Annotated in this window: 22 protein-coding genes; 19 read left to right on the top strand and 3 right to left on the bottom strand. The window is 55.1% G+C overall.

The window, feature by feature from the left end:
* Nucleotides 1–21 precede the first annotated feature (21 nt).
* Nucleotides 22–2,631 carry a [protein-PII] uridylyltransferase gene (gene glnD, locus HNR65_RS06185; RefSeq protein WP_181550610.1) on the bottom strand — a complete coding sequence of 870 codons (2,610 nt, stop codon included), beginning with the start codon at nt 2,629–2,631 and terminating at the stop codon, nt 22–24.
* A gap of 269 nt (nt 2,632–2,900) precedes the next feature.
* On the bottom strand, nt 2,901–4,274 hold the full coding sequence (locus HNR65_RS06180; protein ID WP_181550609.1) for a helix-turn-helix domain-containing protein: 1,374 nt from the start codon (nt 4,272–4,274) through the stop codon (nt 2,901–2,903).
* A 211-nt stretch (nt 4,275–4,485) separates the two neighbouring features.
* Between HNR65_RS06180 and HNR65_RS06175 the strand changes: the two genes are divergently transcribed.
* On the top strand, nt 4,486–5,118 hold the full coding sequence (locus tag HNR65_RS06175; protein ID WP_181550608.1) for a hypothetical protein: 633 nt from the start codon (nt 4,486–4,488) through the stop codon (nt 5,116–5,118).
* Nucleotides 5,119–5,233: 115 nt separating this feature from the next.
* Here the strand turns inward: HNR65_RS06175 and HNR65_RS06170 are convergent, their stop codons facing one another.
* On the bottom strand, nt 5,234–6,856 hold the full coding sequence (locus tag HNR65_RS06170; protein ID WP_181550607.1) for an HIT family protein: 1,623 nt from the start codon (nt 6,854–6,856) through the stop codon (nt 5,234–5,236).
* Nucleotides 6,857–7,229: 373 nt separating this feature from the next.
* On the opposite strand from HNR65_RS06170, the gene HNR65_RS06165 reads away from it, so the two are divergent.
* The 18 genes from HNR65_RS06165 to HNR65_RS06080 all read left to right on the top strand — a co-directional run bounded on the left by HNR65_RS06165 (nt 7,230) and on the right by HNR65_RS06080 (nt 22,805).
* Entirely contained in the window at nt 7,230–7,634 is a 405-nt protein-coding gene (locus tag HNR65_RS06165; RefSeq protein ID WP_181550606.1) for a hypothetical protein, read from the top strand.
* A gap of 36 nt (nt 7,635–7,670) precedes the next feature.
* Nucleotides 7,671–8,486, top strand: a complete 816-nt coding sequence (locus tag HNR65_RS06160; RefSeq protein WP_181550605.1) for a M48 family metallopeptidase — start codon at nt 7,671–7,673, stop codon at nt 8,484–8,486.
* Nucleotides 8,483–8,860: a fluoride efflux transporter FluC gene (locus HNR65_RS06155; RefSeq protein ID WP_181550604.1), complete on the top strand. Its 378-nt coding sequence runs from the start codon at nt 8,483–8,485 to the stop codon at nt 8,858–8,860. Before HNR65_RS06160 ends, HNR65_RS06155 begins: the two co-directional genes overlap by 4 nt.
* Nucleotides 8,861–8,878: 18 nt before the next feature.
* Nucleotides 8,879–9,229, top strand: coding sequence for a DUF190 domain-containing protein (locus HNR65_RS06150; RefSeq protein ID WP_181550603.1), 351 nt, complete (start codon nt 8,879–8,881; stop codon nt 9,227–9,229).
* A gap of 116 nt (nt 9,230–9,345) precedes the next feature.
* A complete protein-coding gene (locus HNR65_RS06145; protein ID WP_181550602.1) occupies nt 9,346–9,720 on the top strand; it encodes an ArsR/SmtB family transcription factor in 375 nt (124 codons plus the stop codon).
* Nucleotides 9,721–9,804: 84 nt separating this feature from the next.
* Nucleotides 9,805–11,259 carry a thioredoxin family protein gene (locus HNR65_RS06140; protein WP_181550601.1) on the top strand — a complete coding sequence of 485 codons (1,455 nt, stop codon included), beginning with the start codon at nt 9,805–9,807 and terminating at the stop codon, nt 11,257–11,259.
* A 22-nt stretch (nt 11,260–11,281) separates the two neighbouring features.
* Complete coding sequence (locus HNR65_RS06135) at nt 11,282–11,785, top strand: rhodanese-like domain-containing protein (RefSeq protein WP_181550600.1); 504 nt, start codon at nt 11,282–11,284, stop codon at nt 11,783–11,785.
* Between the two features lie 180 nt (nt 11,786–11,965).
* Entirely contained in the window at nt 11,966–12,196 is a 231-nt protein-coding gene (locus HNR65_RS06130; RefSeq protein WP_181550599.1) for a thioredoxin family protein, read from the top strand.
* Nucleotides 12,197–12,225: 29 nt separating this feature from the next.
* Nucleotides 12,226–12,747, top strand: coding sequence for a (Fe-S)-binding protein (locus tag HNR65_RS06125; RefSeq protein WP_181550598.1), 522 nt, complete (start codon nt 12,226–12,228; stop codon nt 12,745–12,747).
* 10 nt (nt 12,748–12,757) lie between these two features.
* Entirely contained in the window at nt 12,758–13,276 is a 519-nt protein-coding gene (locus HNR65_RS06120; RefSeq protein ID WP_181550597.1) for a universal stress protein, read from the top strand.
* 47 nt (nt 13,277–13,323) lie between these two features.
* On the top strand, nt 13,324–13,770 hold the full coding sequence (locus tag HNR65_RS06115) for a thioredoxin family protein (protein ID WP_232364675.1): 447 nt from the start codon (nt 13,324–13,326) through the stop codon (nt 13,768–13,770).
* A 10-nt stretch (nt 13,771–13,780) separates the two neighbouring features.
* Nucleotides 13,781–14,287, top strand: a complete 507-nt coding sequence (locus HNR65_RS06110) for a rhodanese-like domain-containing protein (protein WP_181550596.1) — start codon at nt 13,781–13,783, stop codon at nt 14,285–14,287.
* Complete coding sequence (locus HNR65_RS06105; protein WP_181550595.1) at nt 14,280–14,756, top strand: MauE/DoxX family redox-associated membrane protein; 477 nt, start codon at nt 14,280–14,282, stop codon at nt 14,754–14,756. Before HNR65_RS06110 ends, HNR65_RS06105 begins: the two co-directional genes overlap by 8 nt.
* 216 nt (nt 14,757–14,972) lie before the next feature.
* The gene (locus tag HNR65_RS06100) at nt 14,973–15,527 is read left to right on the top strand and encodes a putative zinc-binding protein (protein ID WP_232364674.1); all 555 of its coding nucleotides are present in this window, start codon (nt 14,973–14,975) and stop codon (nt 15,525–15,527) included.
* 170 nt (nt 15,528–15,697) lie between these two features.
* Nucleotides 15,698–16,876, top strand: a complete 1,179-nt coding sequence (locus HNR65_RS06095) for a permease (RefSeq protein ID WP_181550594.1) — start codon at nt 15,698–15,700, stop codon at nt 16,874–16,876.
* A 100-nt stretch (nt 16,877–16,976) separates the two neighbouring features.
* On the top strand, nt 16,977–18,257 hold the full coding sequence (locus HNR65_RS06090) for an efflux RND transporter periplasmic adaptor subunit (protein ID WP_181550593.1): 1,281 nt from the start codon (nt 16,977–16,979) through the stop codon (nt 18,255–18,257).
* Between the two features lie 4 nt (nt 18,258–18,261).
* The gene (locus tag HNR65_RS06085) at nt 18,262–21,408 is read left to right on the top strand and encodes an efflux RND transporter permease subunit (protein ID WP_181550592.1); all 3,147 of its coding nucleotides are present in this window, start codon (nt 18,262–18,264) and stop codon (nt 21,406–21,408) included.
* Nucleotides 21,393–22,805: a TolC family protein gene (locus HNR65_RS06080; RefSeq protein ID WP_181550591.1), complete on the top strand. Its 1,413-nt coding sequence runs from the start codon at nt 21,393–21,395 to the stop codon at nt 22,803–22,805. The genes HNR65_RS06085 and HNR65_RS06080 overlap by 16 nt, the downstream gene beginning before the upstream one ends.
* Nucleotides 22,806–22,810 lie beyond the last annotated feature (5 nt).

The raw sequence follows: 22,810 nt of genomic DNA, 5'->3' as shown, positions 1-22,810 counted from the left end.
ATCGGCCGGATACAGACAAACTCAGGGCAGCACGGAAAGCACCTGCCGCCGGATGTCTTCCACCTGGCCGGCATCTTCCACCTTATTGCCCTGGTCGTCGCGGACATAAAAGACATCCACGACCTGATCAACCTTGGTTGCAATCTTGGCAACCCATATATCCAGACCACTTCTGGTCAGCGCATCCGTAATCCGGTACAAAAGACCGGGAAAATCATAGGCAAAAACTTCAACAATGGTGTAGAAACTGGAACTGTCATTATCAATCACCACCCGGTTGGGCCGGCCGGAGACTTCCTGCTTTGCCTCCCGAACCGGCTTTTGCGCCAAAGCCGTGCCCAGATCCAGCCGGCCGGCCAAAGCAGACTCCAGATCCCGTCCGGCCCGCTGCCAGCGCTCAGCCTCAAAGATTTCATCCGGCGGCGGGGTAACGGTGAAAATATCCAGGGCCACATTGTTTTTCCAGGTAAAAACCTGGGCATTTAACACATCAATACCGCTTAGGGTAAAGACCCCGGAAATTTTGGAAAACAGACCGGGCCGGTCCTTTGCACAAACCACCACGGTTCGGGTATTGGAGGTCTCGTCCGGGGTGATCTCCCATACGTATTCATTGCCTTGCAGCTGCCGGTAAAGGTTTAAATGGGACACGACATCCCGGGCCTCGGTATAGAGCAGATACCTGGGCGAAAGAATATTGAGCAAAGATTCAACATCCGTATCCGGAAAATCCACAGCCTGGCGCACGTAGGCCTTTTTCTTCTCCACCCGGCGCACCGCACCCGTGGTGGCAAGCTCGCCTTTCTCCAGTATCCGCAGGATCTTTAAAAAAAAATCGCGCACCAGGGTGGCAGTCCAGTCATTCCAGGCCTTTGGTCCCGTGGCCATGGAATCGGCCACGGTCAGCAGGTAAAGCATTTTCAGACGATTGACATGACCGATCTGCCGGGCTGTTCGGATGGCGGTTTCCTCGTCGTGAATATCCCGCCGGCTGGCGGTTTTAACCAGCAGCAGATGATTTTCAATCAAAAAACAGATCAGCTCCACTTCTTTGGGACCGTAGCCCATGCCGGCCACGATGTCTTTGGCCATTTGCGCGCCGGTAATGGAATGCTTCCCCTCTGCCCCGGCCTTGCCGATATCGTGGAGCAGGGCTGCCAAAAGCAGCAACTGCTTGCGCTTAAGACCGTTATAAACCCGAATGCACAAAGGATCCACACCATCGGGCGGGCTGTCGCCAAAAGACTTGATAAAATAAACCGTGCGCAGGCTGTGGCGATCCACGGGATAGAGATGATAGGCATCAAACTGAATCCGGTCCACGATCCCCCCAAATTCGGGAATCAGGCGCACCAGAAACCCGGTTTCCAGCATCTGCTCCAGGACGTTGACCGGCTTTGCCGGAGTGAGCAGAATATTTTCAAACGCCCGGCGAACCGTGGGATTGCCCCGGAATTTGTCGTCTGCCAGGTATCCGAATTCCCGCACCAGGCGCCCGGCCTCCCGGGTCAGGGGCATGCGGAGTCGGGCGCTGGCCTCAAAAATCTGGATCAGCAGTTCCGGAGATTTGACAATCCGGCTCGAGGATTTGAAATCCAGTCCCCCTCGGCTGATTTCAATGCCGGGAATTTCCGGATGCCGGCGAAATCCAAAGCTGCGGCGGGATGGTTTTTCAAACCCGAGCTCAAACAAAAACAGCAGGAGCTGTTTTTTGACATACCCCATTTTTGCGTGCAGCTCGCTCATAAGCCGTTCCACCGGCATTTGGCCGTCTTTTTCCACAAGGCCCATTTCCTCTGCCAGCCTTAGCTGGTAGTTGAAATAGAGCTGATCGCACTTGCGGCCGGTAAAGTAATGAAGCCGGTTTCGCACCTTCCATATGAATTCCACGGCGCCGGCCAGATTTTCATATTCAGCGCTGGAAATTGCCCCGTGATATTCCAGGTCCCGCAATTCCTTCAAATCAAACCTGATCCGGCCGATCCAGCGCATGGTGTGATAATCGCGCAGCCCGCCGGCGCCCTCTTTTAAATTGGGCTCCAGCAAAAAGGCGGAGTCCCCGTAATGATCATGTCGCTGCCGGTTGCGGTCCACCAATGAGCGGATGATCTTATGCGGGGCCCGGCAAAGCACCCGGTCCCGTACCTGGGCGGTCAAGTCCGCGTATACGGATGAAATGCCGCATAAAAACCGGGCATCCAGCACTGCGGTAAGCACTTCCAGATCCTCTTTGGCCATCTTCACGCATTCGCGCAGAGAGCGGATGGCATAGCCCACGTCCAGGCCCAGATCCCACAGGGGATAAACGTATTCCCTGACCAGTTCCTCGGCTTCTTCAGGCACGGACTTTTCAAACAAAAGCAGCAGATCCACGTCTGAAAACACGCATTGCTCGGCACGGCCGTATCCACCCAGGGCAATGACCGCATACGGGTTGCGGTTGATGGCCAACTGCGGTCCCACCCGGCTGGCGGCAAAGCACTGCCGGAAATAAGCGTCAAACAGCTCTGCATGGGCGCGGATAAATTCTGAAGGCTCCCATTCCATGGCTGATGAAAACAGATGTTGCCGGGCCTGTTTTAAAACCACCGCCGGATCGGATACCTGTTTTTTTTCTGTGTATGCGGTCAAAATCTTTCCTCCGTTTGCTCTGTTGAAGCAACTTGCATGCCATCTGGGATAAATAAATATATATACTTAAAAATCAAAATTTTATAATCAAAAAAATTTTCAGAACCCTCAAAAAGCAAAACAAAATTGTCAATTGATATTACAATTTTGTAAATTGGAATTATTCTGTTTCCACTAAAAAAGTATACAGGCGTTAAAACGAAAAGCAACAGAGATTCAGACAAAACACACGGGGCGGGTTGCAGAGCGTACATGCGGACGCGGGGGGCCTACAGATTGCTGAGTTTTTCAAACAGCTTCTTTTTTCCGCTGACCCCCATTTTTTCATAAACACGGTGCATGTAGGTTTTTACCGTGGATTCGGAAAGCGCCAGTTCCAGGGCGGTCTGGCGGTAAGTTTTTCCGGCCAGCACTTTTTTGAGCACCAGATATTCCCGCTCGGATAAAAGCATCCGGAGATACCGGGGCATCTTTTTTTCAACTTCATCCTCACCGGCCGCAGAACCCGGCCGGTCCCTGCCCGGGTCCGGAACCGGTGCCGCCGGCCCTGCTTCCGCAACCGCAGCCGGCCCGGGCTTTGTTTCTGCCAGGCCCGGCGTTTGAGCCGAACCGGCACTGGAAATATATCCGTAACGGCCGAGGAAATAAAGAACCAGCACAGAAAGGTTGAGCACAAAATGGCCTGTCATGGCAATGGCGCCTGTCATGCCGGCAAAATAGCGGCCCATGAGCTCACCAGCGGCAATTCCGGTACAGACAATGGCCAGGCCGATGCCAAAGGCACGCACCGGATCGGCCAAATCCAGCAGAACCGCAATCAATACCAGATCCACCATCCCGGTGGCCGCCTGGAGGGCAAACATGCCGGCGTTGGCAGAAAACAAACCCGGAGCGGTCTGCATGATGGTAAATGCCGCCATTCCCAGCACCACTCCGCCTATCAGGGCAAGATCCCGGTTGATACGGGTAAGCCGGTATGCCCCAAAGACGGCTGCAACGTAAAAAAGCATCTCAAAACCCGGAAATGCGGCCTCCTGGTGATAGGCCGGCATCACAATGACATACATCAGCCCGCATATCACTTTAAACAAAAGGATAAACGGCAGGTAATGCCACGGGCCGGTTTCATCGGGCATTTCCATTGGTTCCGGATCCGGCAGGTGAGCAGCAAGCACGGGTATGGCAAGCAAAAACACAGCCACTGCCGCAAAAATCCAAAAACTGTCTAACGGCCGCAGCAAAACCGGCAAAACCAACAGATTGCCCATCACAAGGCCCGCGGCTGCGCACAACAGGGGCACCGGACTTTGGCAAAGTGTCACACATGCCGCAATGGCCACCACGGCCCCGCTTGCACCCATACAGGCCAGGATCCAGCTCCCTGCAGAGGGTTTAAAAAAAAGCAGCAGGGTCAGCACAGCAGTCGCCAGGCAGCCGGCCGGCACCAGCCGGAAAAACGCCTGCCGGGGGCAGAAAAGCCCAAGAAGCAGCAAAGCCGCCACATGAATGGGCAGAAAGGCCGCAGAGGCGTTGGCTACACCTGCAGCCCCGGCAAGGGGTCCGTCCATGGGCACGGAAACCAGCCAGAACACAAAAGCGGCAAAGCACAACACCGGATATGTATACAGTGATTTTTCTGTCATCTCTTTTTTTATCGGATCTTTTTTGCCCGGAGTTTACAAAAAGACGACAAAAAATGCAAAAAAAACAGGAAAGTTTACAAAACAGCGACTTGAAAAAAAAACAGGTTCCTGTTTTTCTGACTTTTCCCCATAAAAGCAATTACCGGGGGTTGGATAAGGAAAAAACAGTATTAAAACAATTCAAACAACAAAAAAATGCGGAGGGTTGCACATGAAACACAAAGGCATCTTATCATTGATCGCAGGATTATTGATTGCCGGCATGCTGATGGCGGGACCAGCGGCTGCAGAGGAAATGTCAGAATCCGACCTGGACTGGAAAGCCGGTCTGGGCTACCAGGGAATGTGGGTCGGGGGGTTTTTAAACGGCATTTCCGGCCGGGCCTGGATAGAAGAAAAATACGGGGTGGAGGCCAATTATTTTTACGGAGATGTTGAGACCCGAACTTTTGAGGCTGATAAAGTGGCTGGAGGCTACGACACAAGCTCTGCTAAATCTGATGCGGATCTTTATGTATTTGAGCTAAAAGCCATGTATGCCCCGGTGGTGAAAGAATACAGCCGGTTCTACGTGGGCGCGGTGGTCAGCCGGGGGTCCTTTGACCTGAAAAACACCGGCTATTTTGGCCGGGATTTTGACGATAAAATCTGGGGCTATGGTCTTTTTATCGGAAGTGAATGGCATTTCCAGGAATTTCCGGAAATCGGATTCAACTTTGACGTGGGATACAAGGCATATCGCTATGATGATCGCTACACAGACCCCGACGACGGGGATTACTTTAAAATGGATCTGGATCTGGAAGGCATTGATGCCACAATCGGGATCCACTATTATTTTTAACCGGCTGCACTGACCTGCAAATCATCTTCCCCGGCCAGGCCGGGGCTCGCCGGAACCTTGGTGTGCCCCGGCTTTTTTTGCAGACAGCCAAATGAGCCGGCAGCCAAATCCCGGCTCATTTCAGCGCTGCCCTGCAGGCTGCGGCAAAATCCTCTGGATAGTGGCCATTGATCCAGCGCAGCTGGAATTCAGAAAACGCCCCCGGGGATTCGGGAAGGCGGGGCAGAATCACATAAAACAGGCGCTGGCCGTTGTCATCTGTGTCCATGCGCCTGGATACCTCGTAGAAGGTGATCATTTTTGCTCCCATATGGCACAGGGCTTTTGCGGCCGTGAGTATGGCCGCATCCAGGGACCGGCGCATGTCCGTGTCAGCCTCGGCAATATGGCCCACGGGTTTTGCGGCCATGACCTGAAGTTCCCACTGGGAGGTCTGAGCCTTGGGCACAAATACCATGACATTTTCATCCCGGTATACGATCAGGCTCTGTTCCCGGTCTTGGGCGCCGTCCATTCGCTGGTTGTTTTCAATGGCGGCAATATAGGCATCAAAAAAACACACCCCGGTCTGATCAAAAAATTGAGAAACAAAGGTTTCCACCTGGTCGCCGATGGCATAGGCGGCCATTTGCCGATCAGGTCCGGAAGCTTCGGAAACGGTTTTGGGAATCATGGCATACTGCTGGTGAATCTGCTGATGGGAGGCATGCAGGCGGTAGCCGGACGGAGCAGAGTCAAATCCATAGTTCCAGCCCCACAGGGTGCGGTTAAACGTCAAAGCCCGCCGCTTTTGTTCATCTTTGAGCAGCGCCCGGATTTGCAGCCGCAAATCTTCGAGCTCGTCTTCTTCAAGGCCGCGCCTGGAGATATGGACCGCAATCCCAAAATCCTGTGCCAGCCGGGCGTATGTGCGCTGATAATACAGATGTCGCATGCCGCGCATGTCTGCACCTGTCAGGCCGGCCACAGAGTAGCGCACCGCGTCTTCGGCCATGTTGGCCGCATAATGGCCCCAGGCAATGTAGCTGTTGCTGCGCAGATATTCATACACGTGGGTTTGCCCGTTTGCACCGCCATATTCGCCGACAATTTCGTTTGCCCCCTGCACCCCCGGGCGCAGCACCATGACCTGCCGGTAGATTTCCGGCAGACAGGGATTATTGGCCAGGGCCTCAAACAGGGTATGATCATGGATGCGCGCGCGGATCCGGCCGTCTACCCCCTGCCGGTACACCAGTCCGTCAGGACGGCCGGTTTGCGGATCAAAAACAAAGTCACAGGCCATAACGGCAAGCGCCATCAAATCTTCCGGATCTGTTCCGGTTTCGGCCAGGGCCAGCTTCAGGGGCCCGGGAAGGGCGGCAATCATTTTTGATCTTTGCGCTGCCGAAACCCTGCTGTCCGGCTGCCATGCAGACAGAACCGAGCCGAAAGAAACCTGTTGGGGTTCGGGGAGCCGGATCAATGCAACCGGATCCTTTGCATTTTCATCCGCCCACCGGGTGTTGATATAGGTCACCCCGTGGAAAGCAAAGGCATTGGGCACCTCAAAAATCTTGTCTGCAGCCGGCACATCCACGTCTTGTTCCGGAAAGTTGGCTTCATTGGCAACGGGCCCACTGCCGGCCAATACCCCAAGCTGCATCAGACGATCTTTGGACCGGAAATTTTTCACTGAAAACGCCGGTGAATGGATGCCGTAAATAAAAGATCCCTCAGGTGACACACAGGTACGCATATATACCTTCCTTTTTTTCAAACAGATGGAAGCCGAAAAATGCTGCCGGCATTTGCCGGCTAATAAATATTGCTCCGGCATCCGGGGAATTGTCAAGGCCCTTAATTTTCTGGATTGCAAGCCTTACAAAACAGCCTGCCATGAAAGATCCCCGGAAGATAAATATGAAGATCCACTGTTATCCCGGCGCCCTGTCCCAGGTTCTGACCAACCTTGTGAGGAACCCGGTAAGCCAGGGTTTTGACGAACCGCACGGTGAAATCCATCTTGACATTTCCGCTGCAGAAGAGGAAATTATTATTGTATACACAGACAACAGACAGGCTATACCGCCGGCGGTAGCCGGCAGCAGACAACCCAAAGGAGCAGCAGCATGCAAACACCAGCGGAACTCGACACATTTCTCCAGCAATGGAGCGCGGATCCCAACGGCTGCCGGAAAGTTTTTCTGCAGTTTCAGTCTCGCATCCAGGCGCATTCGGATATCACGATGGATTTTGTGGCCCGCCCCGGGCTCACCTATTCCCTGCGGGCAGCGCGCCTCGGACAGGATCGGCCCGTGTTTGTTCTCATGGACGTCATTGACGAGGACCCCAGATGGCTTTCGGTCTGTTTTTACGGGGACATGATCACAGATCCCGAAGAATACGGGGACCTGGTGCCCGAAGGACTCATGGGTGAAGACGGATACTGCTTTGACCAGGACGAAAATGATCCGGATCTTGCCGAATATATCGGCAAACGGCTGGATGAAGCCTATAGCAATGCCGCAGGATAAGATAACAACCCCATTTTTGTATACAAAGGGATATCCATGCAAGGCCGTTTGATCAAAAAAATTTTCACCCTGTGCTTTGTCTGCTGTCTGGCTGCCGCATGTGCCACTGTTCCCATCACCGGCCGCAGACAAATGAGCCTGATTCCTGCCGATACCATTCTCTCCATGAGCTATCAGCAGTATGATGCATTTCTGGCCGAGCATGAACCGGTCCGGGACACCAAAGAGGCGGCAATGGTCCGGAAAGTGGGACGTGATATTGCCGATGCAGTGGAGACTTACATGCGGCAAAATGGCATGAAAGAACAGCTGCAGCAGTATGACTGGGAATTTCAACTGGTGGAAGACGACGCGGTCAATGCCTGGTGCATGCCCGGGGGCAAAGTGGTTGTCTATTCCGGCATTCTGCCCGTGGCCCGCGGAAAACACGGGCTGGCCGTGGTCATGGGCCATGAGATCGCCCATGCCGTGGCCAACCACGGAAACGAGCGTATGAGCCAGGGGATGCTGGCCCAGATGGGGGGCATCGCCCTTTCCGAAGCATTAAAAACCCACCCGGCCACCACCCAACAGCTCTGGATGACCGCTTACGGGGTTGGCACACAGGTGGGTCTGATGTTGCCCTACAGCCGGCTCCACGAAAAGGAGGCAGACCGGATGGGTCTGATCTTCATGGCCATGGCCGGCTATGACCCGCGGGTGGCCGAAGATTTCTGGGCCCGGATGGCCGCACAGAAAGAAGGCGGGGCGCCTCCGGAATTTTTAAGCACCCACCCGGCCGATGATACCCGCATGGCCAACATCCGGCGCATGATCCCCGAGGCCATGCAGTACTACAGGCAGGGGCAATGATTACACGGATTCTTTTGCTTTCCGCTGCCGGTGCCGCCGGAACCCTGTGCCGCTACGGACTGGCCGGGTTGGTGCACCGGTTTGCCGGCGCGGGTTTTCCCTGGGGAACCCTTGCGGTTAATATCACGGGCTGCTTTCTGGCCGGTGCCGGCTGGGCTTTTTTTGAAAGCCGGTGGCCTGCGGCCGGCCAGGCGCGAATTGTTGTGATGATTGGATTTATGGGGGCCTTTACCACCTTTTCCTCATATATTCTTGAAACCCAGCAGCTGATGCGTGCTGCGGAATGGCTGCCGGCTGCTGGAAACTTTCTGCTGCAAAACGGCCTTGGCTTTCTTGCCCTGCTCTGCGGCGTCAGCCTGATACGCTGGATTTAACCACTCAAGGAAAAACAAATGAAGCTGCCGTCCGAATCCCTTCTTTTGCGGATTTTCATCGGTGAAACCGACAAGTTCGAAGGCCGTCCCTTATACAAGGCCATCGTGGAAGAAGCCCGCAGACAGGGTATGGCCGGAGCCACGGTCCTGCGCGGAATGCTGGGTTTCGGGGCCAACAGCCGGATTCACACCTCCCAGATTTTGCGCCTGTCCGAAGATCTCCCCTTGATCATTGAGATGGTGGATTCCGAGGAACGGATCAACGCCTTTTTGCCGAAACTTGACAAAATGATCGGCGAGGGCCTGGTAACCCTGGAAAAGGCCCGCGTCATCACCTACCGCCATAACAGTCAAAACGCCCAATCCTGACCCCTGCATTTTATCACGCATTTTCCTTTCCTGTTTCCTGATTGACAAGACCGGCTCAATCGATATATTATCGTTTAACGATATAGATCCAACATTTAAAGCCGGAGCCATGGTTTATGAAAAAATTTACAAAGGTCATGAAAGCCTTATCCGATCCCAGCCGTGTCAGGATCTTAAAAATGCTGCAGCGCAAACAGATGTGCGTCTGCGAAATCCAGAAAGCTTTGGGCATTGCCCAGTCCACGGCCAGCAAGCATTTAAAGATCCTGGAGGAAGCCGGCCTGACCACCTATAAAAAAGACGGTCTCTGGGTCAACTACACGCTGGCCGACGGCTCTGACAGTCCCTATGCCGCCACAATGCTCGGCAACATCCGGCACTGGCTGGAAAATGAAGAAGAAATTGCCGAATTGAGCAGGCAAATTTTTGATATCCGGCGCGAAGACATCTGCCGGGCCAAAGACCGCCAAAATCAACGAAACAATCACTGACACGGTTGGAAAACACCCAAGCAACATCTTCTGTGCATGAAACAGACATCATCGCATTTGGACCTGATGCAGAAAGGATTGGACATGAATCAGGCAAAAACACCTACCTGGCTCAGAAAGGCGGCTGCGGCACTGGCAATCCCGGCGCTTTTGCTCGTATTAACTGCAGACAGCGGTTTTTGCCAAGCTCCGGGCCAAACCGTTAATGAAAAGTACCCGGGGCTGGTCAGCGGCGTTCTGAAAAACGCGCGCCTGGCTTCCATGGACGAACAGATGCTTTTTCAATCAGGGAAAGTGACAATCAGCCGGACCGACCTGACCCGGCGGCTCAATTCCCTGGATGGTGCAAGCCGTTCACAACTGGAAAAAAATCTGCTTTTTTTGCTGGATCAGGAGGCAACCCGAACCATTTTGCAAAACCAGGCGGGAAAAGCCGGGTTTACATCCAGGGACCGAAGCGATGCGGAAAATCTCCAGGCCTTTTTTGATCGCAAGGCCGAAGCCATCAAGGTAACCGAAAACGAAGCCCGCAGCTTTTATGCGGACAACAGGGACATCGTCAATCATGCGCCATTTGAACAGGTCAGAGATGCCATCCACGACTATCTGATGCAGAAAAAAAAGCAGCGATTCGTTTCAGATTATATCGATGAACTGGCCGCAGAAACCGAGATGCAGGTAAACAAACAATGGGTGCAAAAGCAGGGCCGTATTGCCATGGACAATCCCGTGGACAAAGCCCGGAACTCAGGTTTGCCCGCAATGGTGGAATTCGGAGCCGAGGGGTGCGGCCCCTGCGACAGGATGCAGCCAATACTGGAGCAAATGCGCAAAGATTATCCGGACAGTCTCAACGTGGTATTTGTGAACGTGGGAGAAGAACAAATGCTGGCGGCCAGATTTGGCGTCCGGTCAATTCCGGTGCAGGTATTCTACGATGAAAACGGTCAGGAAGTCTTCAGGCACACGGGATTTCTGGAAAAAGCCAAAGTCTACAGTCAATTGGCAAAGATGGGGGTGGGCCGGCAATCTGCAGAAACGTTTACCATCGGCAGCGGACCGGTTGAAATTGTGCTTTTCACAGACTATTTTTGCCCGCCATGTAAGGACATCGAGCCTTACCTTGAAAATACACTGCCCGAACTGGTGTCTTCGGGAGTCAAAGTGACCTTTGTGGATGCGCCCTTCAGCCGAAAATCCTCTTTGTATGCCCGTTATTTTCTTTATTCGGCCAAAGCGGCTTCTTCACCTGAATCCATCATCAACGCCAGAAGCGTGCTGTTTGACCTGGCGGAAAAAGACAGGATTGAATCCGAGCCGGACATGGTTCAGGCGCTGAAAGAAAACAACGTGGATATCAAGCTTGTCGACACCCAGCCGCTGATGGACCAGTGGAAAAGCCTCATGGAGACCCATAATCTCCGCAGCACGCCCACCTGCGTGATTCTCAAACCCGGCAAAGAACCCCGGCAATACAGGGGCGGCAAAGCGATACCAGAGGCCCTGGGCCGTCTTCTGAATGAAGTATCATCAGAATAATTGCAAGCTGCGTGCTGACACTATGGGATATAACAACCGGCCAAATCTGAAAAAGGCCTTTTGGCAGGCGGGCGCCGTTGTTGCCGCAGCAAGCGTTATAGCCCTTGCGGCCAATCATTTCCGGCAAGACGGCATTGCATTAGTCGCAGACTGGTCGCCTGCCGCCCGGCTGGAAGTCGCAACAAACCCCGGAGATATAACAATATCAGCCGACCGGGCAGCGGCTTTTCATCAATCCGGCAATACTGTTTTTATTGACACGCGTCCTCCCGGGGCATTTTTTGAAAACCGCATTGCCGGGGCGATCAATATCCCGAAACAGGATGTATTCGATCACCTGGAAAGCCTCATGGAGGCGGTACCGGATAAAAACAGAATTGTTGTCGTGTATTGCGAAAAAGCGCCCTGCTCTTTGAGCCGGGAACTGGTTCGGCTGCTTAAGAACATGGGTTATGCAAACGCAAGACTTCTGGAGAATGGCTGGGCCCGCTGGAAGGACCGGGGATATCCGGCTGATGCGGGATGACCAAAGGTGTTTTTTGACCCTGGCTGGCAGCAATTTGCATCCGGGCTTGACAGCAGAAAATTTCATTTATATATTACAGTATAACGATTTAACGGCGCGTTCATACATACAGATTTACCTGAAAATCGGTATAAGAGAACCGGATTCACAATATCATTTTCCATCAAAAGGAGCGCTATTATGGAAATCAAAGTATTGGGCCCGGGATGCCCGAAATGCAAGCAAACAGAGGAAACCGTAAAGCAGGCAATCAACGAGGCCGGTGTTGAAGCCGACCTGGAAAAAGTCACGGACACCATGAAGATCGCCAGCTATGGCGTATTCGGCACCCCGGCCGTGGTGGTGGACGGCGAGGTCAAGATCGTGGGCAAAATTCCCTCAAAGGATGATGTCCTCAAGTGGATTAAATAGATAAGGATCCGCCTGAGCAAGGGGACAAAATGATGCTGCAGTCCTATACCAAAACCATATTCCGGCCGGAGTGCAACCCGAGCTTTGAATCTGTGCATTGCATTGCCCGGCTGGACCAGGATATCTCCGCTGCCCTGCCCTACCTGAATGCAGAACTGGGCGGCAACCAGTATTTCAAAGAACCACCGGCGGTTATGCTCCACGTGCACGGCAAGATCATCAAGGTCGGGGGCACCGAAATCGCCATTAACGCCCTGCAGGACGAAGCAGAAGCAGAAAAAATCCTGCAATGGCTCAAAAATGAAATCAACCGGGTCTGGGCGGAAAAAGACACCATCCCCCCCAGCGAGGAAGGCCGCAAGAAACCGCAGGTTTTCGAGATCTTAAAGATGCTGCCCAAAACCAACTGCAGAAAATGCGGCCTTGCCACCTGCATGGTCTTTGCCGCCCAGGCCGCCGACGGGGGCCGGGGGGCGGAGGACTGCCCGGAGCTAAATCCGGAAAACAAGGAAAGACTCGATGCCTATCTTGCGGGATTTACCTTTGAATAAGGATTCTGACATGCTGCCACGCATCAATCATATACTTTATGCAACCGACCTTTCCGACGGGGCCCGCAGGGCCATGGGATATGCCGTGGCCCTGGCAAACGCCCTGGAAGCATCACTTACAGTCGTGCATGTGATAAAGGAGGCTTCTCCCAATGCAGAACTGCTGATCCAGGCATTTCTGGGCTACAGCAGCAAAGAAGAGGTAGAGCAGAAAAGCCGGGGGCAGATCACTGAAGAAATAAAAGAGCGCCTGGGGCAAATGTGCGACGAACTTGGATGCCAGCTCCCGGAGTGCCGGTTCTCCCTCGCAGATGTGATTGTAAAGTTCGGCCGTCCCGGGGAAGTGATTCTCAATCATGCCGAAACCGGCCAATACGATTGTCTGGTTATGGGCCGCCATGATTACGGAGTTATTGAAGGCGCCATTACAGGACACTTTGCAAAAAACCTGCTCAGCCACAGCCCCATACCGGTTTTCCTGGTGCCGGTAACCCGCGGCACAGAAACTGCCCGGGATGTGGAGGAATAAAAACCGCCTGTCATGGTTTTAAAAAGAAGGGAAAAAACAGGAGGCCCATGAGATCAAAAACAAAAATGACCATTATCGCTGCCGTAGTACTTCTTGCTGCCGCTTCTGTCTGGGGAGTGCTTCAAACCGGCAATGAAACGCAATCCAGTTCCGGACCCGCTTCACAGCAGGCCGCGGCCGCATCGCCGGCACCCGGCGAGGTCACCCTGCTGGACCTGGGCGCAGACCAGTGCCGGCCCTGCAAAATGATGGCCCCGATCCTGGAAGAGCTGAAACAAGCCTATGAAGGAAGGGCAAAAATCATCTTCATCGATGTATGGAAAAACCGGGAACAGGCAGAAAAATACGGAATCCGGGCCATTCCCACGCAGATTTTTTTCAATGAAAAAGGCGAGGAAGTCCGTCGCCACACGGGTTTTATGGACAAAAAAACCATTATCCGAAATCTGTCAGACATGGGCGTCAAACCTCCGGAACAATATCGGGGCCTGTAACCAAAACCAAATGGGAGCCAAAAACAAAACCATCAAGGCAGCCCGGCAGGCGCTTGGTCTCATCGTGCTTGGGTGCATCCTGGCGGCCTGCACTAACCTTTTGCGCCAAAACAGTCTCCCGTTTGCAGGCGACTGGTCTGCGGACTCCCGTTTGTCCGATGATTCCGGACAAAGCATGGTGATCGGCCTTGCAGAAGCCAGCCGGATGTATGCAGAAGACACGGCCGTGTTCGTGGATGCGCGGCCAAAGGACCAGTACGATCAGGGCTACATCAGGGGGGCTGTAAGCCTTCCATGGCAGCAGGTGCATGAGCGGTTCATGGAAGCCGCAGACCGCCTGGAGACAGCCGAAACCATCATTTGTTACTGTGACGGGGAAAACTGCGAACTGAGCCACGATCTGGCGCTGTTTCTGGCGGACATGGGCTTTGAAGACACCCGGGTACTGGTAAACGGCTGGACCGTGTGGAAGGAGGCGGGATTGCCCACGCAGAGCAGGAATACGGACAATGAATAAGCTGCGTTTTCAAAAAATCGAAAAAACCGGGTTTATTTTTGCAAGGATCTTGATGGGTGCGGTGTTTTTGTATGCCAGTTACGACAAAATCCTAAATCCGCAGGCATTTGCCGAAGCCGTGTACAATTACCAGATTCTGCCCGATTTCGCGGTCAACGCCGTGGCCCTGGCCCTGCCGTGGATTGAACTGGCGGCGGGGCTGTGCCTGATCACCGGGATATGGCTTCCCGGGGGCGTATTTGTGTGCGCACTGCTCATGTGTGTTTTCACCGCCGCCCTGGTGTTTAACCAGATCAGGGGGTTAGACGTTCACTGCGGCTGTTTTACCACGGAGGCCGCCCACGGTCCGGCCGGCATATGGACCGTGATCCGGGATCTTTTCTTTTTGGTGTTGTCGGCCTACCTGCTGGTGCGCATCGTTTTTCTGCCCTTGGAAAAAACCGGTGACATCCCCGGCCGGGCCGCGTGAAAAAGTCCGGCTTGGTATACGGGCACAGAAAAAACATTATTTATAAGAAGCCTTCTCCGTGATCTCTGTGTCCTCTGTGGTTTATATCCATTTCGAGCCTTCAAAAAACAAGTTCCTTGGAATCTTTTAAATGGCAAGGATCTGAACCGCCTTGAACCAGAAAGCATACCAGGAGCAGGAATCATCAACCACCCTGATCCGGCAGGTGGTGGAAACATGTGCGGACTGCGACACCTGCCGGTTTCTGATGGACGAATCCTGCCTGTTTTTCATCCGCTTGAAATACTGGAAAAAGCTTACGATAAAAAGGAGGAAAAAATGGCTGAAAACTGCTGTGAAACAACAGGCACAACAACCATGCTGCTGCCCTGCTCGGGCGGCTCCAATGTGGGACAGCTGGCCAACCGGGCCGCAGTTGAGCTGACCACGGAGGGCTTTGGCAAAATATTCTGTCTGGCCGGCATCGGGGGCCGAATCTCCGGCTTTGTCCAGTCGGCCAAAGATGCCGACGCTGTGATCGTCATAGACGGCTGCGAAATCGGCTGCGGCAAAGCCACACTGCAGGGTGCGGGGGTGCCGCTTCCCCGCCACAAACACCTGGTGATAACCGAATACGGCATCGAGAAAAACAAGGACTTTAACCTGGATGCAGAAAATGTGGAACTGGTAAAGCAGGCGGTGAAAAACGCGACCTCCGGGCCAGCTTATGAAGAAGGGGATCTGCCGCCGTCTGCACGCCCGGCACCCGGAGGCGGCTGCTGCTGCGGATAAAAAAAAGCTTTTCAAAAAGAAGCCTGATGGATTCGTAAATTGTTTAAAAACAATATGTTATGAATCTATCAGGCTGCTTTTTGCACGGCCCTGTTGACAATCTCTTATTTATTCATATATTCCAATATAACGATATATATTCATAACCATACAAATCAGGGGGAAATACAATGAATCTCAAGGAACGCTACAAACTCCTGCTGCTTGTGATCTTTTTCCTGGTGGCCTATTACATGCCCTGGAACCATGAAATCATACGACAATCCGGTCTGGAAGCCTTTATGATGCTTCAGGAATATGCCCGGGAACACGTACTGACCTGCCTGATCCCGGCCTTTTTCATTGCCGGGGCCATTGCCGTGTTTGTCTCCCAGGCATCTGTGCTGAAATATTTCGGCGCCCAGGCAAACAAATGTCTTTCTTATTCCGTAGCCTCGGTTTCAGGAACCATTCTGGCAGTGTGTTCCTGCACGGTGCTGCCGCTGTTTGCCGGCATCTACTCCCGGGGCGCGGGTATTGGGCCTGCCACTGCGTTTCTGTATTCCGGCCCGGCCATCAATGTTCTGGCTATTGTTTTCACCGCCCGGGTGCTGGGCTGGCAGCTGGGCCTGGCAAGGGCCATTGGCGCCATATTTTTTGCCGTCATTGTGGGCCTTTCCATGCATTTTATTTTTCGCAAAGAGGATGAAGAGCGCCAGGCCGCACAGATGCATCTGCCCGAAGAAGAAGATACGGGCCGGTCCCTTGGCCAGGAAGCCATGTTTATGCTGGTGCTGATCCTGATCCTGATTTTTGCCGCTTTTGCCAAGCCGGCAGAGGATGCAGCCATGCTGTGGCAAACCATATTCAATCTCAAATGGATCGTTACCGGAGCCCTTCTGGTCATCCTGGGCTTTATCCTTTATTCCTGGTTCAAACGCGATGAACTTTCCCAGTGGGTGGACTCCTCCTGGGGCTTCATGAAACAGATTTTCCCGCTGCTTTTTGCCGGCGTGATTTTTGCCGGGTTTTTCCTGGGCCGGCCCGGGGAGACCGCTCTGATTCCGGAACGCTACATTGCCGATCTGGTTGGCGGCAATTCCCTGCAGGCCAATGTGGTCGCAGCCCTTGCCTCGGCGCTGATGTATTTTGCCACCTTGACCGAAGTCCCCATTCTCCAGGGGCTTTTGGGCTCAGGCATGGGCCAGGGCCCAGCCTTGACAATGCTTCTGGCCGGCCCGGCGTTATCGCTGCCCAACCTGATTGTCATCGGCAGCGTCATGGGCTGGAAAAAAACCGGCACCTTTGCCGGCATCATCGTGGTGCTCTCCACCATCGTGGGCATGAGCTACGGCGCCATTTTCGCATAGCCGGCCGGTCCGGACGCTCAACCAACGCCGGGGGCAGATTTGAAATCTGCCCTTTTTTCACCAGCGCAAAATCATAAAAATGCGTGTTAAGGAAAAACAAGTGAAAATCCAATGCAAATTTTTGTCCTGCCTGCTGCTGATCCTGAGTGCCGCTTTGTTTCTGGCCGGCTGCGGCTCGGAAGCCGCATCCAGTGAGGACAAATCCCAAAAATCCCCGCTTGTGGAAGTGGTTAGTGCCAGCCAGGGAGAAATTTCCAAACATATTAATATTACAGGTGAAATAGTGGCCACGCGGGAAATCAAAGTCCGGGCCACCGTGGAAGGCCCTGTGGGTTTTTCCCCCTGGCGGGAAGGCGACCCGGTGAAAAAAGGGGAAAAACTCATTGAAATTGACCGGCCATTGTACCGCTCCGAGGTAAAGGAGGCAGAAGCAAACCTGGCAGTGGCAAAATCAAAGCTGGCCGATCTAAAGGCCGGGGCCCGCCCCGAAGAAATCGCCCAGGCCGAACAAAACGTCCGGTACCTGGAGGAGTGTGCCGGGTTTTCCCGCAAAAACCTGGAGCGTGTCCGGCAGCTGGCCCAAAAGGGCGGTGTGAGCGGGGAAGCGCTGGAAAAGGCCCAGGTATCCTATGCCGAGTGTCACACCAACCTGATCTCGGCCCGGGAGAAACTCTCCATGCTCAAATCCGGTCCCACCCAAACCGAACTGGCCGTCCAGGAAGCCGAAGTCAAAAAGGCAGAGGCCGCGCTGGCCAAAGCCCGGGCAAAACTGGATGAGACCCGGATTTACGCCCCTTTTGACGGAATCATCACCAAGGTTTACGTACATCCCGGAGATCTGGCCACACCCCAGGCCCCTCTTCTGGAAATGCTGGACCGCAGCTCCCTGGCTGTGCGGTTTTCTGTCTCAGAGAGGCTTATATCTGACATCAAACCGGGCATGAAAGCCAGCATCCGGTTGGATGCCTATTCCGGCCGGGATTTTGACGCCAAAATTGTCCGGATATATCCGGAATTAAACCGCCAGTCCGGAACAGTGCCGGTGGAGGCCGAATTAACCGCTCCGCGTAAACTCATGCCCGGCATGTTTGCCCGGGTTTTGCTGCCGGTGCAGACCGCAGATAAAGCCGTAATCATTCCCGCAAGCGCCCTTTTGAGCACCCCGGGCGGCCGGGAGGCGGTTTTTGTGGTCAGCGACGGCAAAGCAAAGCAGCGGGAAATCCGGCTCGGCATTGAGCAGGGCAGCCGGGTCCAGGTACTCGAAGGACTCAAACCCGACGAAAAGGTGGTCGTAGCCGGAATGAACAGCCTCAAAAACGGCACAGCCGTGCGCATTGCAGAAGCCCGGGATTCAGCGTCCAAACACAGCCAGGACACCTAAACCCATGCAACTCACGGCAACCACCCTCAAGCGGCCCGTGGCCGCCGTTGTTTTGACCATCGCCATTGTGATCACCGGCCTGTTCAGCTTCACCCAGCTCGAAGTGGATTATCTGCCGGAAGTCACCTACCCCATGATCAAAATCCACATCTGGTGGCAGGGGGCCACCCCGGAAGAGATCGAAACCGAGATCGCCGAGCCCATCGAGGAGGTGCTGGCCACGGTGGACAACCTCGACTACCTGGAGTCCTCCAGCATCGAGGGGATGTATACCCTCCTGGTGAACTTCGAATACGGGGTGGATGTGGAGGTGGCCTATCAGGACGTGATCACGGCCATGGGCCGGGTCTCCCGAAGGCTTCCCAAGTCCATGGATCCGCCGGTGATCATCAAGGCCGACCCCTCCCAGCTTCCGGTCATGCAGGTGGCGGTGTCTTCGGATCAGCACGATCTGGTCTGGCTCCGGGAATGGGCGGACAACTGGCTTTCCGACCGCCTGATTACTGTGCCGGGCACGGCGGGTGTGGAAATCGTCGGCGGCCTGGAGCGGGAAATCCGTGTTCACCTGGATCCGCAGCGCATGGCCGCTTTCGGGCTCTCGCCGGCCCAAGTGGCAGGGGCGCTTTCTGCGGGAAACCGCCAGATATTTGCCGGCCGGGTCACGGTTGAAAACCGGGAGATCATCGCCCGGACCATGGGCGAGTTTGAAAGCATTGCGGAAATCGAAAACCTGGTCGTGGCAAACGATGATAACGGCGGCAAGGTCTATGTCAAGGATGTGGCCCAAGTCGCGGATTCCCACGAGGACATGCGGGTCAACACCCGGTTTAACGGAGAACCGGCCATAAAGTTAAACGTGCTCAAGCAGTCCACTGCCAACACCGTGACCGTTGCCGGCGCCGTGCAGGATACAATGGAGGGGCTGGAGGCCTCCATGCCTTCCGGCATCCGCATCGGATACGTGGAAAACCAGGGCGATTACGTTCTGGGGGCGATTCACAGCGTGGAAAACTCGGCCATCCTGGCGGCCATCTTGGTCATTGTGGTGGTGTATCTGTTTCTGGGCCGCTGGCGGCAGGTGGCGGTCATGATGATTGCCCTGCCGGCGACCCTCCTGGCCAATTTCTTTGTCATGAAAACCGCCGGGTTTTCCATCAATCTGTTTTCCCTGGGCGGGCTGGTGGTGGCCCTGGGCGTGATCCTGGACAACTCCGTGGTTGTCCTGGAAAACATTACCCGGCTCAAGGCCGAAGGCAAAGCCGATTATACCCTTGCGGGCACCCGGGAGGTGGGCTCGGCCATCGTGGCCGCCACCCTGACCTTTCTGGCCATCTTTCTGCCCTTTTTGTTCGTGCCCGGACTGGCCGCCCTGCTGTTTAAGGAACTGGTGCTGGTGGTGGCCGGCATTGTGATCATCTCCCTGCTCGTGGCCCTGACGTTGACCCCCCTGCTGACCCAATCTTTTCTCCGGGGCGAAAAATCAACACAGGGGTCAAAGGCCGCCCGGGCATTTGATGCCGTGCTCTCGGCCATGACCCGAAAATACGCCCGGCTCCTGCAGAAATGCCTGCAGGGCCGGTGGATCATTATCAGCGCCGCACTGGTGTTATTTGCCGGGGGCCTGCTGCTGGCCAATCTGACCGGTTCGGAATTTCTGCCCAAGGTGGACGACGGCCGGGTCATGGTCAAGCTCAAAATGCCCTCGGGCACCGCAGTGGAAAAGGTGGACCAAATTTTAAAACAGGTGGAGAAAAAACTGGAGGGGCTGCCGGAGATCGAAAGCACATTCACCCTGGCCGGGGGCAAGGTCTGGGGCCTGTATACCTACGAGATCGCCAATGAAGGCGAAGTCGACATTCAACTGGTTCCCGGGGCACAAAGGGATGTGAGCACCCGGCAATTCATCTCAAAGATCAAACCCCGGGTTGCCCAAATCCCAACTCCCGGGGGAAAGCTCATGGTCCAGCAGATGAAGGTCAAAGGCATCCGCAAAGTCGGCGAACAGGAGGTGGAGGTCAAGGTCCAGGGCTCGGAAATCAAGCCCATCTTTGATTTTGCAAAAACAGCGGCTGCCCGGCTCGGGGACGTTTCCGGTCTTGGCAATATCAATGTTTCCATGGACATGACCAAGCCGGAATACCGGGTGCACATTGACCGGGCCAGGGCCTCGGAGCTCGGCGTTTCAGTGGATCATGTGGCGGATATGCTCCAGACCCTGGTGCAGGGGCGGGTGGCCACCCGGTACCGGGAAGGCATGGAGTACTACAATATCCGGCTCGTGGTCCCGGAAAAACGTTTGACCAGCAAGAGGGATCTGGAAAACCTGGTTGTGGCGGCTAAAAACGGGGAATCCATTTATCTGCGGGATCTGGCCGATGTCCGCCGGGCTTCCGGCCCGGTGGAAATCGTCCGGGAAAATCTGGCCAAGCAGGTTATTGTCCGAGCCGACTCCGCGGGCATATCCGTGGGGGAGGCCGTGTCCCGGGCCGAGCAGGCCATGGCGGGATTGGAGAGTCCTTCCGGGGTGAGCTGGGAAATGGGCGGCCAGGCGCAGATGATGGCTGAAAACACCAAGGCCATGGGCCTTATCCTGGCCTTTGCCGTTTTGTTTGCCTATGTGGCCCTGGCGATTCAGTTTGAATCCTTTGTGCTGCCCATGCTGATCATGGCCAATGTCCCCCTGACGCTGACCGGCGCCTTTCTGGCCCTGTTTTTAACGGCAACGCCCATCGGAGTGACCGTTTTGATCGGCCTGGTGGTCATGATGGGCGGCATTACCTCCCAGGGCGTGGTTCTGCTGGCCCTGGCCGAGCAATACCGGGCTGAGGGCGCACCGGCCCTGCAGGCGATTGAAAAAGCCGCCCCGATCCGTGTCCGTCCAATCCTGATGACCCAGCTGACCACGGTTCTCGGCCTGCTTCCCCTGGCCCTGAACCTGGGCGAAGGCGGCGACATGCTGGTGCCCATGGCCATTGCGGTCATCGGGGGGCTGCTGTATTCCCTGCTGCTGACCCTGTTTTTCCTGCCCGCAGCCTACGGGCTGGCAATGGGACGGCGGGATGCGGCAGGTGTGGCGCAACAAGCCGTGGATCCAAACAACAAAGCTCAAACAATCCAGCAAGACCGAGGACAAACATGCACAAACGACTGACAATCATTTTACTGGCACTGGTGCTGTCGGGCTGCGGCGGAATGCAAAAAAACATGCAAACCCCTGACCCGGGCAATACCGCCGATTTTTCCGCACCCGAAAACAACCGGGAAAAAGCCGGTCCGCCCATTGATTTCGGCCGGGAGCTGAGCCTGGACGAAGCCATCGAGCTGGCATTGCAGCGCAATCCCGGCATTGAAGTCCAAAGGCATCAAACCGACTCAGCGCGCGCGGACTGGCGGGAAGCCCGGGGCAAACGGCTGCCGCATCTCAGCGCAGCGGCCTCGGCCAGCCGGTACCTGGACGACCAGCGCCTGGTGCCGGCCAGATCCCCGGGGGAGGCCGGGGCCTGGGGCGAGGATCAGTACGGCGCGGACCTGGTTTTGGAACTGCCCCTGTTTACCGGCGGGCGTTTGATCAACCGGGCTTCGGCCGCCCGGCTTTTCGCCGAAGCTGCCATGGACAGACTGGGCCGAACCCGAAAAGAAACCGTATTTAACGTAACATCCACCTTTTACGCCATCCTGGAGCAGCGGAAAGTCATCGAGTCCCTGCGGTTTTCGCACAAAGCCGTGTCCCGCCAGCAAGAAAAAATCCAGGACCTGATCGCAGTGGAAAAAGGGGTCCGGGTGGATCTGCTGCGGGTCCGGGTCCGGCTGTCCGACATTGAACAGCAGATCATCGCCGAAGAAAACCGCCTGGAAGCCCTGCACCGGCTTCTGGCCAACCTGCTGGGCATGGAAACCGAACAAAAACACCTGCCGGTACAGGGAAATCTGTCTTTTGAAAATCCGGGCGTATCCGGGGACGTCTTGTGGCAGGACATCTATGCTGCGCGACAGGATTACCAGGCGCTGAAAAACCAGGCACAGGCGGCTGAAAAATCGCTTGCCGCGGCCAGGGGAGAATACTTTCCGCGGATAGATCTGCGCGGCACCTACGGCGGCCGGTGGGCCGAAGGCGACACTACCGTCCAGGCCGGGGCCTCCGAGGAAGAAGACGTGGGCAGCATCGGTCTGCACATGGAAATGCCCCTGTTTGCCGGAGGCGAAATTGCTGCCAGAACAGCCGGAGCACGGGCCGATCAGGCCGCCCTGCAGGCGAGGCTCCGGGAACTTGAGCTGCAAATCCGCCTGGAAGTCCAAAATGCAAGGGATGCCGTGATCGCGGATACAAAACGGGTGCAGACCACCCGGGCGGCCATCGAGGAGGCTGCAGAAGCCCTGGATATCGAACAGACCAAGTACAATCTGGGCAAGGGCACCATTGTCGATGTCCTGGATGCCCAGGACGCCCTGCTGCGGGCCCAGACCAATCTCGCCCGCGCCCTGGCCGCATACAATACCGATCTGGCCCGGCTGGAGCTGGCCAGGGGAACAATCCTATACAAGGAGTAAACCCA

Source organism: Desulfosalsimonas propionicica (assembly GCF_013761005.1).
In the GTDB taxonomy this organism is placed as follows: domain Bacteria; phylum Desulfobacterota; class Desulfobacteria; order Desulfobacterales; family Desulfosalsimonadaceae; genus Desulfosalsimonas; species Desulfosalsimonas propionicica.
Note: the sequence above shows the minus strand (reverse complement) of the source record. Positions and strands in the feature narration are given on the sequence as shown.

Bases quoted from the DNA above. Each gene is read 5' to 3' on its own strand.
- HNR65_RS06180 (WP_181550609.1), bottom strand. From the start codon at position 4,274: ATGACAGAAAAATCACTGTATACATATCCGGTGTTGTGCTTTGCCGCT.
- HNR65_RS06175 (WP_181550608.1), top strand. From the start codon at position 4,486: ATGAAACACAAAGGCATCTTATCATTGATCGCAGGATTATTGATTGCC.
- HNR65_RS06170 (WP_181550607.1), bottom strand. From the start codon at position 6,856: ATGCGTACCTGTGTGTCACCTGAGGGATCTTTTATTTACGGCATCCAT.
- HNR65_RS06165 (WP_181550606.1), top strand. From the start codon at position 7,230: ATGCAAACACCAGCGGAACTCGACACATTTCTCCAGCAATGGAGCGCG.
- HNR65_RS06160 (WP_181550605.1), top strand. From the start codon at position 7,671: ATGCAAGGCCGTTTGATCAAAAAAATTTTCACCCTGTGCTTTGTCTGC.
- HNR65_RS06155 (WP_181550604.1), top strand. From the start codon at position 8,483: ATGATTACACGGATTCTTTTGCTTTCCGCTGCCGGTGCCGCCGGAACC.
- HNR65_RS06150 (WP_181550603.1), top strand. From the start codon at position 8,879: ATGAAGCTGCCGTCCGAATCCCTTCTTTTGCGGATTTTCATCGGTGAA.
- HNR65_RS06145 (WP_181550602.1), top strand. From the start codon at position 9,346: ATGAAAAAATTTACAAAGGTCATGAAAGCCTTATCCGATCCCAGCCGT.
- HNR65_RS06140 (WP_181550601.1), top strand. From the start codon at position 9,805: ATGAATCAGGCAAAAACACCTACCTGGCTCAGAAAGGCGGCTGCGGCA.
- HNR65_RS06135 (WP_181550600.1), top strand. From the start codon at position 11,282: ATGGGATATAACAACCGGCCAAATCTGAAAAAGGCCTTTTGGCAGGCG.
- HNR65_RS06130 (WP_181550599.1), top strand. From the start codon at position 11,966: ATGGAAATCAAAGTATTGGGCCCGGGATGCCCGAAATGCAAGCAAACA.
- HNR65_RS06125 (WP_181550598.1), top strand. From the start codon at position 12,226: ATGATGCTGCAGTCCTATACCAAAACCATATTCCGGCCGGAGTGCAAC.
- HNR65_RS06120 (WP_181550597.1), top strand. From the start codon at position 12,758: ATGCTGCCACGCATCAATCATATACTTTATGCAACCGACCTTTCCGAC.
- HNR65_RS06115 (WP_232364675.1), top strand. From the start codon at position 13,324: ATGAGATCAAAAACAAAAATGACCATTATCGCTGCCGTAGTACTTCTT.
- HNR65_RS06110 (WP_181550596.1), top strand. From the start codon at position 13,781: ATGGGAGCCAAAAACAAAACCATCAAGGCAGCCCGGCAGGCGCTTGGT.
- HNR65_RS06105 (WP_181550595.1), top strand. From the start codon at position 14,280: ATGAATAAGCTGCGTTTTCAAAAAATCGAAAAAACCGGGTTTATTTTT.
- HNR65_RS06100 (WP_232364674.1), top strand. From the start codon at position 14,973: ATGTGCGGACTGCGACACCTGCCGGTTTCTGATGGACGAATCCTGCCT.
- HNR65_RS06095 (WP_181550594.1), top strand. From the start codon at position 15,698: ATGAATCTCAAGGAACGCTACAAACTCCTGCTGCTTGTGATCTTTTTC.
- HNR65_RS06085 (WP_181550592.1), top strand. From the start codon at position 18,262: ATGCAACTCACGGCAACCACCCTCAAGCGGCCCGTGGCCGCCGTTGTT.
- HNR65_RS06080 (WP_181550591.1), top strand. From the start codon at position 21,393: ATGCACAAACGACTGACAATCATTTTACTGGCACTGGTGCTGTCGGGC.